Origin of the sequence: Pseudomonas sp. ADPe (assembly GCF_014843515.1) — a bacterium.
GTDB classification, from domain to species: Bacteria; Pseudomonadota; Gammaproteobacteria; order Pseudomonadales; family Pseudomonadaceae; genus Pseudomonas; species Pseudomonas citronellolis.
Genome location: NZ_CP062122.1, coordinates 7,046,607 through 7,060,708 on the forward strand (window position 1 = coordinate 7,046,607; position 14,102 = coordinate 7,060,708).

At 65.9% G+C, this 14,102-nt stretch carries 14 protein-coding genes and 3 riboswitches; of the genes, 10 read left to right on the forward strand and 4 right to left on the reverse strand.

Annotated features, from left to right (window positions below; all coding sequences use genetic code 11):
- Positions 1-44: 44 nt before the first annotated feature.
- A complete protein-coding gene (locus IG194_RS31720) occupies positions 45-1,058 on the reverse strand; it encodes a LacI family DNA-binding transcriptional regulator (RefSeq protein ID WP_009622620.1) in 1,014 nt (337 codons plus the stop codon).
- A gap of 124 nt (positions 1,059-1,182) precedes the next feature.
- Positions 1,183-1,244: riboswitch (Fluoride riboswitch) on the forward strand.
- 32 nt (positions 1,245-1,276) lie between these two features.
- Here IG194_RS31720 and IG194_RS31725 point away from each other — a divergent pair.
- The 3 genes from IG194_RS31725 to IG194_RS31735 all read left to right on the forward strand — a co-directional run bounded on the left by IG194_RS31725 (position 1,277) and on the right by IG194_RS31735 (position 5,620).
- Positions 1,277-2,881 (forward strand): MutS-related protein, encoded by a 1,605-nt coding sequence (locus IG194_RS31725; protein ID WP_082996292.1) that lies wholly within the window; start codon positions 1,277-1,279, stop codon positions 2,879-2,881.
- Entirely contained in the window at positions 2,878-4,380 is a 1,503-nt protein-coding gene (locus tag IG194_RS31730; protein ID WP_058489983.1) for a MutS-related protein, read from the forward strand. Before IG194_RS31725 ends, IG194_RS31730 begins: the two co-directional genes overlap by 4 nt.
- A gap of 70 nt (positions 4,381-4,450) precedes the next feature.
- Positions 4,451-5,620, forward strand: coding sequence for an MFS transporter (locus IG194_RS31735; RefSeq protein ID WP_058489984.1), 1,170 nt, complete (start codon positions 4,451-4,453; stop codon positions 5,618-5,620).
- Between the two features lie 9 nt (positions 5,621-5,629).
- On the opposite strand, the gene IG194_RS31740 is transcribed toward IG194_RS31735, so the two are convergent.
- The 3 genes from IG194_RS31740 to IG194_RS31750 form a co-directional block, all read right to left on the reverse strand.
- The gene (locus tag IG194_RS31740) at positions 5,630-6,913 is read right to left on the reverse strand and encodes an MFS transporter (protein ID WP_225617151.1); all 1,284 of its coding nucleotides are present in this window, start codon (positions 6,911-6,913) and stop codon (positions 5,630-5,632) included.
- A gap of 62 nt (positions 6,914-6,975) precedes the next feature.
- Positions 6,976-7,776, reverse strand: coding sequence for an endonuclease/exonuclease/phosphatase family protein (locus IG194_RS31745; protein WP_058489985.1), 801 nt, complete (start codon positions 7,774-7,776; stop codon positions 6,976-6,978).
- 17 nt (positions 7,777-7,793) lie between these two features.
- Positions 7,794-8,336 (reverse strand): Chromate resistance protein ChrB, encoded by a 543-nt coding sequence (locus tag IG194_RS31750; RefSeq protein WP_058489986.1) that lies wholly within the window; start codon positions 8,334-8,336, stop codon positions 7,794-7,796.
- A gap of 179 nt (positions 8,337-8,515) precedes the next feature.
- A riboswitch (Fluoride riboswitch) is annotated at positions 8,516-8,578 on the forward strand.
- A gap of 124 nt (positions 8,579-8,702) precedes the next feature.
- Between IG194_RS31750 and crcB the strand changes: the two genes are divergently transcribed.
- The 7 genes from crcB (at position 8,703) to cfa (ending at position 14,101) form a co-directional block, all read left to right on the forward strand.
- Entirely contained in the window at positions 8,703-9,086 is a 384-nt protein-coding gene (gene crcB, locus IG194_RS31755) for a fluoride efflux transporter CrcB (RefSeq protein ID WP_009622628.1), read from the forward strand.
- A gap of 13 nt (positions 9,087-9,099) precedes the next feature.
- Complete coding sequence (locus tag IG194_RS31760; RefSeq protein ID WP_058489987.1) at positions 9,100-9,444, forward strand: DUF190 domain-containing protein; 345 nt, start codon at positions 9,100-9,102, stop codon at positions 9,442-9,444.
- A 20-nt stretch (positions 9,445-9,464) separates the two neighbouring features.
- Positions 9,465-9,998, forward strand: coding sequence for an inorganic diphosphatase (gene ppa, locus IG194_RS31765; protein ID WP_058489988.1), 534 nt, complete (start codon positions 9,465-9,467; stop codon positions 9,996-9,998).
- The gene (locus IG194_RS31770) at positions 9,995-10,387 is read left to right on the forward strand and encodes a hypothetical protein (protein WP_058489989.1); all 393 of its coding nucleotides are present in this window, start codon (positions 9,995-9,997) and stop codon (positions 10,385-10,387) included. Before ppa ends, IG194_RS31770 begins: the two co-directional genes overlap by 4 nt.
- Positions 10,388-10,432: 45 nt before the next feature.
- Positions 10,433-12,271, forward strand: a complete 1,839-nt coding sequence (ilvD, locus tag IG194_RS31775) for a dihydroxy-acid dehydratase (protein ID WP_058489990.1) — start codon at positions 10,433-10,435, stop codon at positions 12,269-12,271.
- A 48-nt stretch (positions 12,272-12,319) separates the two neighbouring features.
- Positions 12,320-12,385, forward strand: a riboswitch (Fluoride riboswitch).
- A gap of 118 nt (positions 12,386-12,503) precedes the next feature.
- Positions 12,504-12,944: a hypothetical protein gene (locus IG194_RS31780; RefSeq protein WP_058489991.1), complete on the forward strand. Its 441-nt coding sequence runs from the start codon at positions 12,504-12,506 to the stop codon at positions 12,942-12,944.
- Positions 12,941-14,101 (forward strand): cyclopropane fatty acyl phospholipid synthase, encoded by a 1,161-nt coding sequence (gene cfa, locus IG194_RS31785; protein WP_082996290.1) that lies wholly within the window; start codon positions 12,941-12,943, stop codon positions 14,099-14,101. The genes IG194_RS31780 and cfa overlap by 4 nt, the downstream gene beginning before the upstream one ends.
- Position 14,102: the final 1 nt, after the last annotated feature.

Genomic DNA, 14,102 nt, shown 5'->3' on the forward strand with positions numbered 1-14,102 from the left:
TCATTTCTGGCCGAAAACCACAGCGGTGCCGGGCCGCCCCGGTTTCAGCCGCGTGCTGGGGTGGAGCCTCTGACGATGAGTTCGGCGCGCAGGTCCAGGCGCCGCGCCGGCAGCGTGGCCCCCTGCAGGCGTTCCAGCAGGCACTGGAAGGCCGCCTGGCCGATGCGCTCGGTGGGTTGGGCCAGGGCGGTGATGCCGCCGCCGACCAGGGGGTACCAGTCCAGTTCGTCGAGGGCCAGCAGGCCGACCTCGTCGAACAGGCGCACGCCCATCTCGTGCAGGGTGCGGGTGGCGCACAGGGTGGCCACGCCGTTGCAGGTGAACAGCGCCTGCGGGCCGTGCCCGGCGCCGGCGAGGAAGGCGGCCAGCTGCCCGCGCAGGTCGCCGCCGGTTTCCAGCACCTGGCCGCGCAGGCCGGGCCGGCGGGCTATGGAGGCCTGGAAGGCGGCCACCCGCTCCTGCCGCGAGCTGGTGCCGTCCAGCGGCTCGCTGACCGCCAGGATGTCGCGGTAGCCGCGGGCCTGCAGGTGGTCCAGGGCCTGCTCCACGGCATCGGCGTTGTCCAGCCCCACCAGGTCGGAGCGCAGCTCTTCCAGCTGGCGGTCCACCAGCACCATGGGCAGCTCGCGGGCCAGGCTGGCCAGCTCGCCGGCGTGGTGGCCGAGGGTGTTCACGATCAGGCCTTCGACGTTGTACGACTGCAACGCTTCCAGGTGCAGGCGCTCCTGCTCGTCGTCGCGGTCGGTGTTGCACACCACCAGGCTGTAGCCGTGCTGGCGGCAGGCGGTCTCCACGCCGTGCATCACGGCGATGGAGTAAGGGTTGCGGATGTCCGCCAGGAGCATGCCGACCAGCCGCGTGCGGCCGCGCTTGAGGCCGCTGGCCATGCGGTTGGGGCGGTAGCCGAGCTGCTCGATCACCGCCTCGATGCGCTGGGCGGTGGCGTCGGCGAGCAGTTGCCGGTCGCCGCCGATGTAGCGCGAGACCGTGGCCTTGGAGACGCCGGCAGCACGGGCCACCTCGCTGATGGTGACCCGCCCGCGGGCAGGCGGCAGCATGTCGTTCACCCTTTCGATCCTTTTGTATGCGCTTCTGCTGGAAGGGTTATGAAACCGGTTTCAATAAATCAGGGATGAAGTCTGTCGTCAAGCACCGGCGGACGCAACGGGATTCTGCTAGGGTTGAAACCCAGGAGATGGCATTCCTCCTTCAACCGCCCCCGTGCTGATGATGCCTGCATGACCCCGGACGACATCCGCCCCCGGAGGAATGGATCATGTCATCAGCCATGCAGCCGCTTTCCGGCACCGCCGCGCTCGATCCGCAGGTCGCGGACACCCAAGCCGGCGACTTCCACAGCATCCTCTTCCCCGGCGCCCGGCGCCCTCCCCTGGCCAGCGCGGCGCCGCCCTGCTTCAAGGACCTGAACCTCGACCAGGTGGTCGACGCCATCACCGCCGACCGCCACGAGTACGACCTGGAGCCGTTCTTCTACACCCACCTGGACGACCTCGACGCCATCGTCTACCGCCAGGAGGTGATGCACGACCTGCTCGACCCCGGCCTGCTCGCCGACCTCCAGGCCTTCGCCGCCGGCATGCGCGCCGTGCGCCGCCACCTGGTGCCGGAAGAGAAGCTCTACTACCCGCGCCAGCAGCAGCGCAGCTTCGTCGAGGCGGTGCGCGTCTATTGCGCCACGCTCAACCAGCTGGCCCAGGCCCTGGCCGCCCGCCCCTTCGAGTCGCGCGGCCTGCGCGGGTTGCTGGCGTACCTGGGGCGCTACCTGGCCTCGGAACGCTTCACCGGCCTGGCCGGCGACACCCGGCACCTGCTCGACGGGCTCGGCGCCGTCACCTACTCGATGCTGATCAGCGGCAACCAGGTCCGCGTCCAGCGCTACGAGCCGACCGAGGACATCGGCACGGCCATCGGCAGGACCTTCGCCAAGTTCCGCCAGGGCGACGTGCGCGACTACCACGCCAAGTTCAACGAATGGCCGGGCATGAACCACGTCGAGGCGGCGGTGCTGGACATGGTGGCGCAGCTCTACCCGGAGATCTTCGCCGAGCAGGCGGAATTCTGCGACAGGCATGCCGGTTTCCTCGACGACACCGTGCAGGCCTTCGACCGCGAGGTGCAGTTCTACCTGGCGTACCTGGCCTACATCCAGCCGCTGGTGGACGCCGGCATGAGCTTCTGCTTCCCCGGCGTGCGCACCGACAGCAAGGCCGTGTTCGCCCGCAACGCCTTCGACCTCGCCCTGGCCAGCCGCCTGGTGCGCAACAGCAACAAGCTGGAGGTGGTGTGCAACGACTTCGAGCTTGCCGGACGGGAACGCATCCTGGTGGTCTCCGGCCCCAACCAGGGCGGCAAGACCACCTTCGCCCGCCTGTTCGGCCAGTTGCACTACCTGGCCTGCATCGGTTGCCGGGTGCCGGCCGAGGCCGCCGAGCTGTTCCTCTTCGACCGCCTGTTCACCCTGTTCGAAAAACAGGAGCGCCCCGGCGACCTGCGCGGCAAGCTGCAAGACGACCTGCTCCGCGCCCGCGGCATACTCGAAGGCGCCAGCGAGCGCAGCCTGGTGCTGATCAACGAAATCTTCTCCTCGACCACCGCCGCCGACGCCGCCTTCCTCGGCCAGAAGATCCTCGGGCGGATCATCGAACTGGACGCCCTCTGCGTGTGCGTCACCTTCATCTACGAGCTGACGCAGATGGGCGAGACCATCGTCAGCATGATGAGCTGCGTCGACCCGGACGACCCGTCCCGGCGCACCTTCAAGGTCCTGCGCAAGTCGCCGGACCGGCTGTCCTACGCCCTCTCCATCGCCCGCAAGCACCGCCTCACCTACGCTAGCGTGAAGGAGCGCATCCGGCCATGAAAGCCCACCTCATGTACCCGCAGGCCGACTTCGACCTGGACAAGCAGCCGCCGCTGCACGCCGACGACCTGGTCCAGGACCTGGCCCTGGACAGCCTGTTCGACGCCATGGCCGGCGACGACAAGTTCCTCCGCCAGGTCGCCCGCTGCGCCCTGCTGACCGCCTTCGACAGCACCCCGGAAGTGGTCGGCCATCGCCAGGCGGTGCTGCGCGACTGCCTGGCCAACCAGGCGCTGGTGCGCGACCTGTACCAGCTCGCGCTGGATGTGCTGGGGCTGGAGAAAAACGTCTACCTGAGCTTCATGACCAAGTACCCCAGCAGCATCATGCACCGCTCGCTGAAGCTGCTGCACCTGCAGATCGACCTGCTCCGGCGCCTGCGGCGGATGGCCGACGAGCAGGCCGGGCGCTTCGCCTCGGACGGCTTCGGCAAGCTGTTCGGGCTGATCCGCGAGGAAATCAGCGACCAGTATTTCGCCGAGCTCAATGCGCATTTCGAGCAGCTCAAGCTGCGCAAGGGCTTCCTCGTCAGCGCCCGCCTGGGCCCGCTGAACCGCGGCCTGGACTACTGCCTGCGGCGCTACCCCAAGCCTCGGGGCAACTGGCTGCAGCGCCTGGTACAGAAGAAGCCGGAGAGCTACGTCTACGAGATCGCCGAGCGCGACGAAACCGGCGCCACGGCGCTGGCGGAGCTGCAGGACCGGGGCACCAACGAGGTCGCCAATGCCCTCGCCCAGGCCGCCGAGCACATCACCAGCTTCTTCGAGATGCTGCGCACGGAGCTGGCGTTCTACATCGGCTGCCTGAACCTGCGCGAGCGCCTGAGCGAGCTGCGCTGCGAAATCGGCTTCCCCGAGGTCGCCCCCGCCGGGCAGTACCAGCAGGCCTTCGAAGGCCTCTACGACATCTGCCTGGCTCTGAACATGCGGCGCCAGGTGGTGGGCAACGACCTGGCCGGCGACGGCCGCCGGCTGTTCGTCATCACCGGCGCCAACCAGGGCGGCAAGTCCACCTTCCTGCGCAGCATCGGCCTGGCCCAGCTGATGCTGCAGTGCGGCCTGTTCGTCCCGGCCCGACGCCTGCGCGCCAACCTCTGCGACGGCCTGTACACCCACTACAAGCGCGAGGAAGACGCCAGCATGAGGCGCGGCAAGCTGGACGAGGAACTGGCGCGCATGAGCGAAATCGTCGACCACCTCAGCCCGCGCTCCATCCTGCTGTGCAACGAATCCTTCGCCGCCACCAACGAGCGCGAGGGCTCGGAAATCGCCCGCCAGGTCGTGCGCGCCCTGGCCGAGGCCGGGGTGAAGACCTTCTTCGTCACCCACCTCCACGACTTCGCCGAAAGCCTCTACCGCGAGCCGCCCGCGGGCAGCCTGTTCCTGCGCGCCGAACGCCGGGACGACGGCGGGCGGACCTTCCGCATCGTCGAGGGCGAGCCACTGGCCACCGCCTTCGGCACCGACCTGTATGCGCAGGTCTTCGGCGAACCGGCCTGAGGGCGGAGCCGGTACGGTCGCACGACCGTCCGGCGGAGCGCAGCGCGCCGCCCTGCGCTTCATACTGCTGATGGGCGTGCTGAGCTTCTTCGCCGACTTCACCTACGAAGGCGCGCGTAGCAGCATCGGGCCGTACCTGGCGACACTGGGAGCGACGGCCACCGTGGTCGGCGTGGTCACCGGTCTCGGCGAGTTGCTCGGCTATGGGCTGAGGCTGGTGTCGGGCCGGCTCGCTGACAGCACCGGGCAGTTCTGGCCCATCAGCATCGCCGGCTACCTGCTGCAGATGAGTGCCGTCCCAGCACTGGCCCTGACTCACGACTGGCCCAGCGCCGCCGCACTGATCGTGCTGGAACGGGTCGGCAAGGCAGTGCGCAACCCACCACGCGACGTGATGCTGGCCCAGGCCGCCAGACAGGTCGGAGGCTACGGCTGGACGTTCGGTATCCACGAAGCTCTCGACCAGTTCGGCGCCATGCTCGGCCCCCTGCTGGTGGCGGCGGTACTCGCCCGCCAGGGGGACTACCGCAGCGCCTTCGCCTTGCTGCTGGTGCCGGCCGCGCTCAACATCGGCCTGGTGCTGCTGACGCGCTGGCTCTACCCGCGCCCCCAGGACATGGAGAACGAACCAGGCAACCCGGAGCAACACAACGGCCTGCCACACACCTACTGGTTGTACTTCTGCGCCGCCCTGCTGGTGGCGGCCGGTTTCGCCGACTACCCGCTGATGGCCTACCATTTCAGCCGCACCCACAGCGTGCCCACGCAGTGGATAGCAATCTTCTACGCGGTGGCGATGGGCGTGAGCGGCTGTGGTTCCCTGCTGTTCGGCCGCCTGTTCGACCGTTACGGCTTCAAGGTGCTGGTCGGCCTGACACTGGCGAGCAGCGCCTTCGCCCCGCTGACGCTGCTCGGCGGCTTCTGGTGCGCGCTCTGGGGAGCGGCGATCTGGGGTATGGGCATGGGCGTGCACGAATCCATCATCCCCGCCGCCGTCGCCCCCATGGTGCCCAGCACCCGCCGTGCCTCGGCCTTCGGCCTGTTCACCGCCGGCTACGGCATCGCGTGGTTCGCCGGCAGCAGTCTCATCGGCATCCTCTACGATCACTCGCTGGCGGCGACCGTGGCGTTCTGCGTACTCAGCCAGTTGGCGGCTGTTCCAATCCTCTGGTACGTCGGCCAGCGGATCGGGAATCTGGCCCCGGGCGACGACCGCTACTCGTCACCAGCACCACCGTAGCAAGCCCCCTCAACGTCCGGCAGTACCGGACATCCGTGCCAACGCTCCGGTACCGGCGACCATCAGTACCGCCGCCAGCAGAAAAGCGAGTACGGGCGAAACGGAGGTCCAGAGCAAACCGACAGTAGCGCTCGAAACGAACTTCGCCGTACCGTTCACCGTGCCGAGCGCACCGTAGCTCAGGGCCAGAGTCTCCGGCTCCACCATATCGGCGGTCACGGTGGACTCCAGGGCCTCCTGCACCGACACGTACAGGCCCGCGACGGTGAAGAGCAGCGCCAGCAATGGCACGCTGTCCAGCCGCAGCCAGAAGGCCAGTGCTGCCAGCAACGCCGTCAAGCTACCCAGGGCATACCCTGCGACAAGTACCGGCAGCGATCCCAAACGATCCGCCAACACACCGATGGGATAGGACGTCAGAACCTGGACCAGGTTGCGCCAGACATACAGCAGGCCGGCGACCTGTGCCGCCTGGACCACGCCCAGGGTATCGCTGAGCAATTGCGTGGCAGCGAGTATCAACAGGCTGTGACTGAAATCACCGACGCCGAACAGCCCGACCGCCCCCAGGTAGCGCTTGAAGCGCAGGGGCAGGCCCTTCAGCGTCTGCAGCAGTTTCAGTTGCGGGTTCGGCGAATGCTGCGGGTCGCGCACCAGGGTCAGGAACGCCAGCACGGCGAGCACACCGGGAATCACGCTCAGCCACAGCACCAGGCGGAACGGCCCGCTGTCATCGTCCCAGTGCAACTGCTGGGCCCAGCCGAGCAGCGCGACGCCCAGCAGGGGCCCGGCCACGGCGCCCACAGTATCCATCGCACGATGGAAGCCGAAGGCCCGGCCGCGGGTCTCGGCAGTCACCGCCTGGATCACGATGACATCGCGCAATGGCCCGCGCAGCCCCTTGCCGAACCAGGACACCAGCCGCCCGAGGAGGATCAGTGGCCAGCCCAGCGCCAGGGCCAGCAGCACCTGGCCGACCGGCGTCAACCCGTAGCCGATCACCACCAGTAGCTTGCGATGCCCCAGCTTGTCGGCGATGTAGCCGGAGAACATCTTGGTGTAGGCGGCCAGGGCATCGGCGATGCCCTCGATGGTGCCCAGCGCGGCGGCGGGCACCCCGAGCACCGCCAGGAACCCCGGCAGGATCACGGTGGTGGTCTCGTAGCAGAAATCGCCCAGGGCGCTGGTCAACCCCGCCCCCGCGACAGTTCTATTGAGCCAGGTCGATCGGCTTGTGCTGCTTTGAGAGGTGTCGTTTTTTTCCAAGGGGCGTTCTTGATACTGGCTCATCATGCGATCTCGATGGTAAGGAGCACGTAATCCCAGCCGCTGCGCTAACGTCGGCGGAATCATGGTCAAATCTCGAATGTCGCCAGGACCGGATAGTGATCGGAGGCACTGTCGGTGGCAGGCGTACGAATCACTTGGTAGCCAACGGCCTTACTGGCGAGGGCTGGTGTAGCCAGAACGTAGTCACACCGCATCTGCGCGAACTCGGCGTTGGTATATGCCGCCGTTGGCACCGTGGGTGTCGGCGCTGGCTGGAGAAGGTGCCCTACATCGACCCAACCAGCCGTTTCGAGCGTTGCAAGTACCGTCCTATCAGCGTGACGCCCATCACCGGCGTAGCGAATACGGTGATGGGCAGCCAGCAGATCGAATCCCCGCGGCTCCGGATCATGCGGAGATGCCGAGTTGAAGTCTCCTGCAAGGAGCCGGTACTCACCGGGGGTGGCCTGCACGGCCAGATAGGCAGCCTCGCGACGCCTGACATCCACGCCATTCGGGCACAAATGGACACTCGTCAGGTGCAGGCTCTGCTTGATCCCGGGCAATGCCACCCTCAAAGATGCAACGCTGTGATGAAAGTTGGACGGATCGCTCTCGAACGAGAGCGGCCTCAGAGGCTGCCGAATAAAGATCGCAAGATGCTGCCCCGTCCTTGGCGCCAGGGCCAGAAAGCCTCGCATTTGAAGCTGGTGCTCCATGTCATACAACCAGCTCCCCCCATTCGCATCGAATCCACGGGCCTCCTGCATCAGGAAGACATCGGGTTCCAGCTCCCGCACCAAGCCAATCTGTGCCGCGGCCCGACGGGTATCGGCACCGTCACGGCCGGCGAACAGGGTGTTGTACGTCAGCACTTTCAACTGCATGGAGCACCTCTTTCAGGTCATCGGTTTTCGTCCTGCGCCTCGAACACGCGCTGGGCGTAGGTATCCAGTAAGGTTTCGCAGTGCTGCAGGCGCTGCTCCGCTTCCACCAGCAGTGGCGCGCCGTAGAAATCCAGCTTGCGGATCTTCTCCAACCAGTTCTGCAGCTTCTTCAGGTCGACATCGTTCTCTTCCAGCTCGGCATAGGTGAAGTGGCAGGCCGCGGTCTCCTTGGCGATCTCCGCCTCGAAGTCATCGCACTTGTCGAGCAACTCGCGGTATTCCTCATCACGGTCAGCCTTGAAGCGGCCGACGACCTTGTCCTCCTGCAGCCGATCCAGAGCGACGGTCTCCAGGATCACAGAGTCGCCGGACATCGCATCGATCTCGTGCTCCAGCATCTTCAGCTGGCGCACGTGTTCGTCGTTCTTGGGCAGCAGGCATACACCGTTCTGCAGGTACACAGCGCCCATGCCCTTGAGCTTGCGCCACAGCGCGATGCGCTTCTTGGCGGGCTCAGAAGGAACCTTGTAGGTGAGGAGGAGCCAGTTCTGGTTCGTCATGATGTGCAATCCTAATGTTACGATTGTTACATCTTAAAGGAATGAAAAAATATAAGCTTATGGTTACAGTTGGGGAGAAAGATAGAAACGGATTTTGTCCAGCTTGACGGCGTGAGTGGGTTGTACAGCTGCGATCGGCTATCCAGGGGGTTTTCCCCGAAGAGGTAAAAATGCTAGTTTTTACGGTAGGAGATGGCATTCCTCCTCATAACCGCCTTCGTGCTGATGATGCCTACGTGAACCCTGGACAGGGTGCGTAGGTGTGCGTCCTGTCCTTTTGCAAAAGGACCGGACCGTGACCGCAACACCCCACCCATTCCCCTCCCCCGCATCGCCCGTACCCTCTTTCCATGGGGGCTCGCCGGCATGTTGAAATCCATCCTGGTGATCGTCCTCGGCGGCTCCATCGGCTGCCTGCTGCGCTGGTTCCTCGGCCTGCAGCTCAACGCCCTGTTCCCCACCATTCCGCCGGGCACCTGGGCCGCCAACATGATCGGCGGCTACGTCGTCGGCCTGGCCGTGGCCTTCTTTGCCGCCAACCCTAGCCTCAGCCCGGAATGGCGCCTGCTGCTGATCACCGGCTTCTGCGGCGGCCTGACCACCTTCTCGACCTTTTCCGCGGAAACCTTCTCGCTGCTGCAGACCGGCCGCGTGGCCTGGGCGCTGGGGGAAATCGCGGTGCACGTCGTAGGTTCGCTGCTGGCAACGGCCGCGGGCGTTCTAACCTACACATTGCTGGGCGCACGCTGACGGAGGCGCAATCATGAAAGGCTACCTGGTGACATTCTTCACCCAACAGAGCCGCCGCCACGGCGGCAAGCTGATCACCGACTGGATGGTCGACCTGGCCCGGGGCATGAAGCTCAAGGGCGCCACCCTGGTCGTCGGCGCCGAAGGCTTCGGCCACGCCGGGCGGGTGCACTCCTACCACTTCTTCGAACTGGCCGACCAGCCGGTGGAAATCTGCCTGGCCGTCACCGAGGACGAGTGCGAGCGCCTGTTCGAACGCCTGGAGGCCGAGGACCTCGCCCTGTTCTACGTGAAGACCCCGGTGGAAATGGGCGCCGTGGGCAAGCGCAAGGCCGACCGCGACACCCCCGCCACCTGACGTTTACGGAGACCCGCGACATGAGCTTCACCGACCTCCCCGCCGGCCTGGGCATCCCGGACGATCTCTACGCCGTGATCGAAATCCCGGCCAACCATGCGCCGATCAAGTACGAGCTGGACAAGGCCAGCGGCCAGCTGTTCGTCGACCGCTTCCTCAGCACGCCGATGTTCTACCCGGCCAACTACGGCTTCATTCCATCCACCCTGAGCGAGGACGGCGACCCGCTGGACATCCTGGTCGTCGCCCCCTGCCCGGTCGCGCCCGGTACGGTATTGCGCTGCCGCCCGCTCGGCGTGATGTACATGACCGACGAAGCCGGGCCGGACGCCAAGATCATCGCCGTGCCCCACGACAAGCTCAGCACCCTGTACGCCAACCTGCGCCAGTGCGGCGACCTGAGCGACCTGCTGCTCAAGCAGATCCAGCACTTCTTCGAGAACTACAAGACCCTCGAACCCGGCAAATGGGTGCGCATGGAGCGCTGGGGCAGCCTGGACGACGCCCGCGAGGAAATCCGCAAGGCGGTGGCCGCCTATGGAGCGAGCCATTGAACGACAGCATTACCCAGCCCAGGGCGACTTGGTTACCTGCGCTCCCACTGCGCCTGGAAGCAAGCTATTTGTCACTCGGTCTGCTTGGTGGCTGGCTTTTCGCCCAGTCGGCCGCCGGCCTGGTCGGGCTGGTACCACTGAGCATTGGCCTGGCATGGGCGCTTGTCCGACTCGCCATAAGTGCCTATCGGCAATGCTCGGCGGCGCTCTGCTTCTGCGGCGGCATCGCAGCTTGCTCTTCCAAGCTTGCAGAGATCGTCAGCTTCTACACCCAGGGGCAGCGCTCCCTGGCTTTCAGCGAGATACCTGAGCTTTTCATCTGCGTAGTGCTTCCACCGCTCATCGCCATGATCTTGGTACTGCTAGTGAATCTCGTGCTCAACGATTGAACAACACAAGACAAGAAATCATCTGATTAGCCAACAGGACCCACCATGCCCGATTACCGCTCGAAAACCTCCACCCACGGCCGCAACATGGCCGGCGCCCGCGCCCTCTGGCGCGCCACCGGGATGAAGGACGAAGACTTCAAGAAGCCGATCATCGCCATCGCCAACTCCTTCACCCAGTTCGTGCCCGGCCACGTGCACCTGAAGGACCTGGGCCAACTGGTCGCCCGCGAGATCGAGAAGGCCGGGGGCGTGGCCAAGGAATTCAACACCATAGCCGTCGACGACGGCATCGCCATGGGCCATGACGGCATGCTCTATTCCCTGCCGAGCCGCGAGATCATCGCCGACTCCGTGGAATACATGGTCAACGCCCACTGCGCCGACGCCATCGTCTGCATCTCCAACTGCGACAAGATCACCCCCGGCATGCTGATGGCCGCCCTGCGCCTGAACATCCCGGTGGTGTTCGTCTCCGGCGGCCCGATGGAAGCCGGCAAGACCAAGCTGGCCAGCCACGGGCTGGACCTGATCGATGCCATGGTCGCGGCCGCCGATGGCAGTTGCTCCGACGAGCAGGTCGCCGAGTACGAGCGCAGAGCCTGCCCCACCTGTGGCTCCTGCTCCGGCATGTTCACCGCCAATTCGATGAACTGCCTGGTGGAAGCCCTGGGCCTGGCCCTGCCGGGCAACGGCACCACCCTGGCCACCCACGCCGACCGCGAGCAGTTGTTCCTGCGTGCCGGGCGCCTGGCCGTGGAGCTGTGCCAGCGCTACTACGGCGAAGGCGACGCCTCGGTCTTGCCGCGCAGCATCGCCAACGTGCTCGCCTTCGAGAACGCCATGAGCCTGGACATCGCCATGGGCGGTTCGACCAACACCATCCTGCACCTGCTGGCCGCCGCCCAGGAGGGCGAGGTGCCGTTCGACCTGCGCGACATCGACCGCCTGTCGCGCAAGGTGCCGCAACTGTGCAAGGTGGCGCCGAACATCCAGAAGTACCACCTGGAAGACGTGCACCGCGCCGGCGGCATCTTCTCCATCCTCGGCGAGCTGGCCCGCGGCGGCCTGCTGCACACCGACGTGCCGACCGTGCACAGTCCGAGCATGGCGGACGCCATCGCCCAGTGGGACATCACCCAGACCCGCGACGAAGCCGTCCACACCTTCTTCAAGGCAGGCCCCGCCGGCATCCCGACGCAGACCGCATTCAGCCAGAACACCCGCTGGCCGAGCCTGGACGACGACCGCGCCGAAGGCTGCATCCGCAGCGTCGAGCACGCTTATTCGCAGGAAGGCGGCCTGGCCATGCTGTACGGCAACATCGCGCTGGATGGCTGCGTGGTGAAGACCGCCGGTGTCGACGAATCCCTCTACGTCTTCGAGGGCACGGCGAAAATCTTCGAAAGCCAGGACGCCGCGGTGAAAGGCATCCTCGCCGACCAAGTGAAGCCGGGCGACATCGTGATCATCCGCTACGAAGGCCCGAAAGGCGGCCCGGGCATGCAGGAAATGCTTTACCCCACCAGCTACCTGAAGTCCAAGGGCCTGGGCAAGCAATGCGCCCTGCTCACCGACGGCCGCTTCTCCGGCGGCACCTCGGGCCTGTCCATCGGCCACGCCTCGCCGGAAGCCGCCGCGGGCGGCGCCATCGGCCTGGTCAACGATGGCGACAAGGTGCTGATCGACATCCCCAACCGCAGCATCAACCTGCTGGTCAGCGACGAAGAACTCGCCGCCCGCCGCATCGAGCAGGACAAGAAGGGCTGGAAGCCGGCGCAACCGCGTGCACGCCGCGTCAGCACCGCGTTGAAAGCCTACGCCCTGATGGCCACCAGCGCCGACAAGGGCGCAGTGCGCAACAAAGCGCTGCTGGAGGACTGATGCCCCGAAGGCCCCAGATTTCTTGCAAGCCCGGGAGCCGGTGATAGAGTTTTCACAGGAGATGGCATTCTCCGTTAACCGCTGACGCCGTCAGCTGATGATGCCTACCGAACTCGCGAAGGCGGGAGCGGTAGGCATTTTTCGTATCTGCCGCCCCACTTCGTTCAGGTAGTCCCCTCGCCAGTCGCGATTCGCCATAGGGCACGCGCTGGTCCAATACCTGGAGGTAAATGTGGGAACCCCTCTGCATCATGAGTCTGGTCTTGCTTGGTCCTCGTCAGTCACCAGTGTCGTCTCCGATGACCTGGAAGCCTTCCTTCAGCAGCTTCCCGCTCAATACATCCTTCTAAAAATCACCTATCCCACGGCGCTCAATATCGCCCGTGAACAACAAGAACATCTTGCCCGATTGTTGTTCACCCAAGGGCTGAAGCGTTCCGCCCTGCTAATCGAAAGCGCCGCCCGCTACCTGGTGTTCTCGGAGCCTCACGAGGCCTGGGATACATACTGCTGCCTGCGATACGCCAGCCTGGCCATCGGGGTGAGCATCTATCGCGTTGGCTTCTACCGAGAGACGCTAACCGCACAACGCACCCAAGCCCTTGCAACGACATACGCAACCGTAAGTAGCACACCAGCGTTGCCTGTCGACGACACGAGGAGTCTGGTATGAGCGAGATTCTGGGAACCCCGTCAGTGGAGCCACAGCCCGGGGAAAATCCGGAACTGCGAGAGCTCGCCGCCGGCCTGCTGCACAAGGCCGGCATCCAGATCAACGGCCAGCGCCCCTGGGACATGCAGGTGCTGCGCCCGCGCGTGTTCGAGCGCGCGCTGGGCCAGGGCAGCCTGGGCCTGGGTGAAAGCTACATGGACGGCGACTGGGACGCGCAGCACCTGGACGAATTCTTCCACCGCCTGCTGCGCGCCCGGCTCGACCGCGAAGTGCAGCCCTGGCGCCTGCTCGCCCACGCCCTGCGCTACCGCCTGCTCAACCTGCAGAACGCCAGGCGCGCCTGGCAGGTGGGCCGGCGCCACTACGACCTGAGCAACGCGCTCTACCAGGCCATGCTCGACCCGCGCATGACCTACAGCTGCGGCTACTGGGAAGCGGCCACCACCCTGGAACAGGCCCAGGAAGCCAAGCTGGAACTGATCTGCCGCAAGCTGCGGCTGGAACCGGGAATGCGCCTGCTCGACATCGGCTGCGGCTGGGGCAGCCTGATGGCCTATGCCGCCCAGCACCATGGCGTGGAATGCGTGGGCGTGACCGTCTCCCAGGAGCAGGCGAACTGGGCCAGCGACCGCTACCGCGACCTGCCCGTGGAGTTCCGCCTGCAGGACTACCGCACCCTGACCGGCAAGTTCGACCGCATCGCCAGCGTCGGCATGTTCGAGCACGTCGGGCACAAGAACCACCGCGCGTTCATGCAGGTGGCCCAGCGCTGCCTGGCCGACGACGGCCTGTTCCTGCTGCACAGCATCGGCAAGAACGAACGCCGCGCCCGGCCCGATCCATGGATCGACCGCTACATCTTCCCCAACGGCGACCTGCCCTCCATCGGCCAGGTCGGCGACGCCGCGGACGGCCTCTTCGTGGTCGAGGACCTGCACAACTTCGGCGCCTACTACGACCGCACGCTGATGGCCTGGCACGCCAACTTCGAAGCCGCCTGGCCGCGCTTCTCGGCGCTGGGCGAGCGCTTCCGGCGCATGTGGCGCTACTACCTGCTGTCCTGCGCCGGCGCCTTCCGCGCCCGCGACATCCAGCTCTGGCAGTGGGTGCTGTCCAGGCGCGGCGTGGCCGGCGGCTACCTGCGCCCGCAGCTGTGAA

Excerpts from the sequence above, each read along its gene's own strand:
- IG194_RS31720 (WP_009622620.1), bottom strand. The coding sequence starts at position 1,058 with ATGCTGCCGCCTGCCCGCGGGCGGGTCACCATCAGCGAGGTGGCCCGT.
- IG194_RS31725 (WP_082996292.1), top strand. The coding sequence starts at position 1,277 with ATGTCATCAGCCATGCAGCCGCTTTCCGGCACCGCCGCGCTCGATCCG.
- IG194_RS31730 (WP_058489983.1), top strand. The coding sequence starts at position 2,878 with ATGAAAGCCCACCTCATGTACCCGCAGGCCGACTTCGACCTGGACAAG.
- IG194_RS31735 (WP_058489984.1), top strand. The coding sequence starts at position 4,451 with ATGGGCGTGCTGAGCTTCTTCGCCGACTTCACCTACGAAGGCGCGCGT.
- IG194_RS31740 (WP_225617151.1), bottom strand. The coding sequence starts at position 6,913 with ATGATGAGCCAGTATCAAGAACGCCCCTTGGAAAAAAACGACACCTCT.
- IG194_RS31745 (WP_058489985.1), bottom strand. The coding sequence starts at position 7,776 with ATGCAGTTGAAAGTGCTGACGTACAACACCCTGTTCGCCGGCCGTGAC.
- IG194_RS31750 (WP_058489986.1), bottom strand. The coding sequence starts at position 8,336 with ATGACGAACCAGAACTGGCTCCTCCTCACCTACAAGGTTCCTTCTGAG.
- crcB (WP_009622628.1), top strand. The coding sequence starts at position 8,703 with ATGTTGAAATCCATCCTGGTGATCGTCCTCGGCGGCTCCATCGGCTGC.
- IG194_RS31760 (WP_058489987.1), top strand. The coding sequence starts at position 9,100 with ATGAAAGGCTACCTGGTGACATTCTTCACCCAACAGAGCCGCCGCCAC.
- ppa (WP_058489988.1), top strand. The coding sequence starts at position 9,465 with ATGAGCTTCACCGACCTCCCCGCCGGCCTGGGCATCCCGGACGATCTC.
- ilvD (WP_058489990.1), top strand. The coding sequence starts at position 10,433 with ATGCCCGATTACCGCTCGAAAACCTCCACCCACGGCCGCAACATGGCC.
- cfa (WP_082996290.1), top strand. The coding sequence starts at position 12,941 with ATGAGCGAGATTCTGGGAACCCCGTCAGTGGAGCCACAGCCCGGGGAA.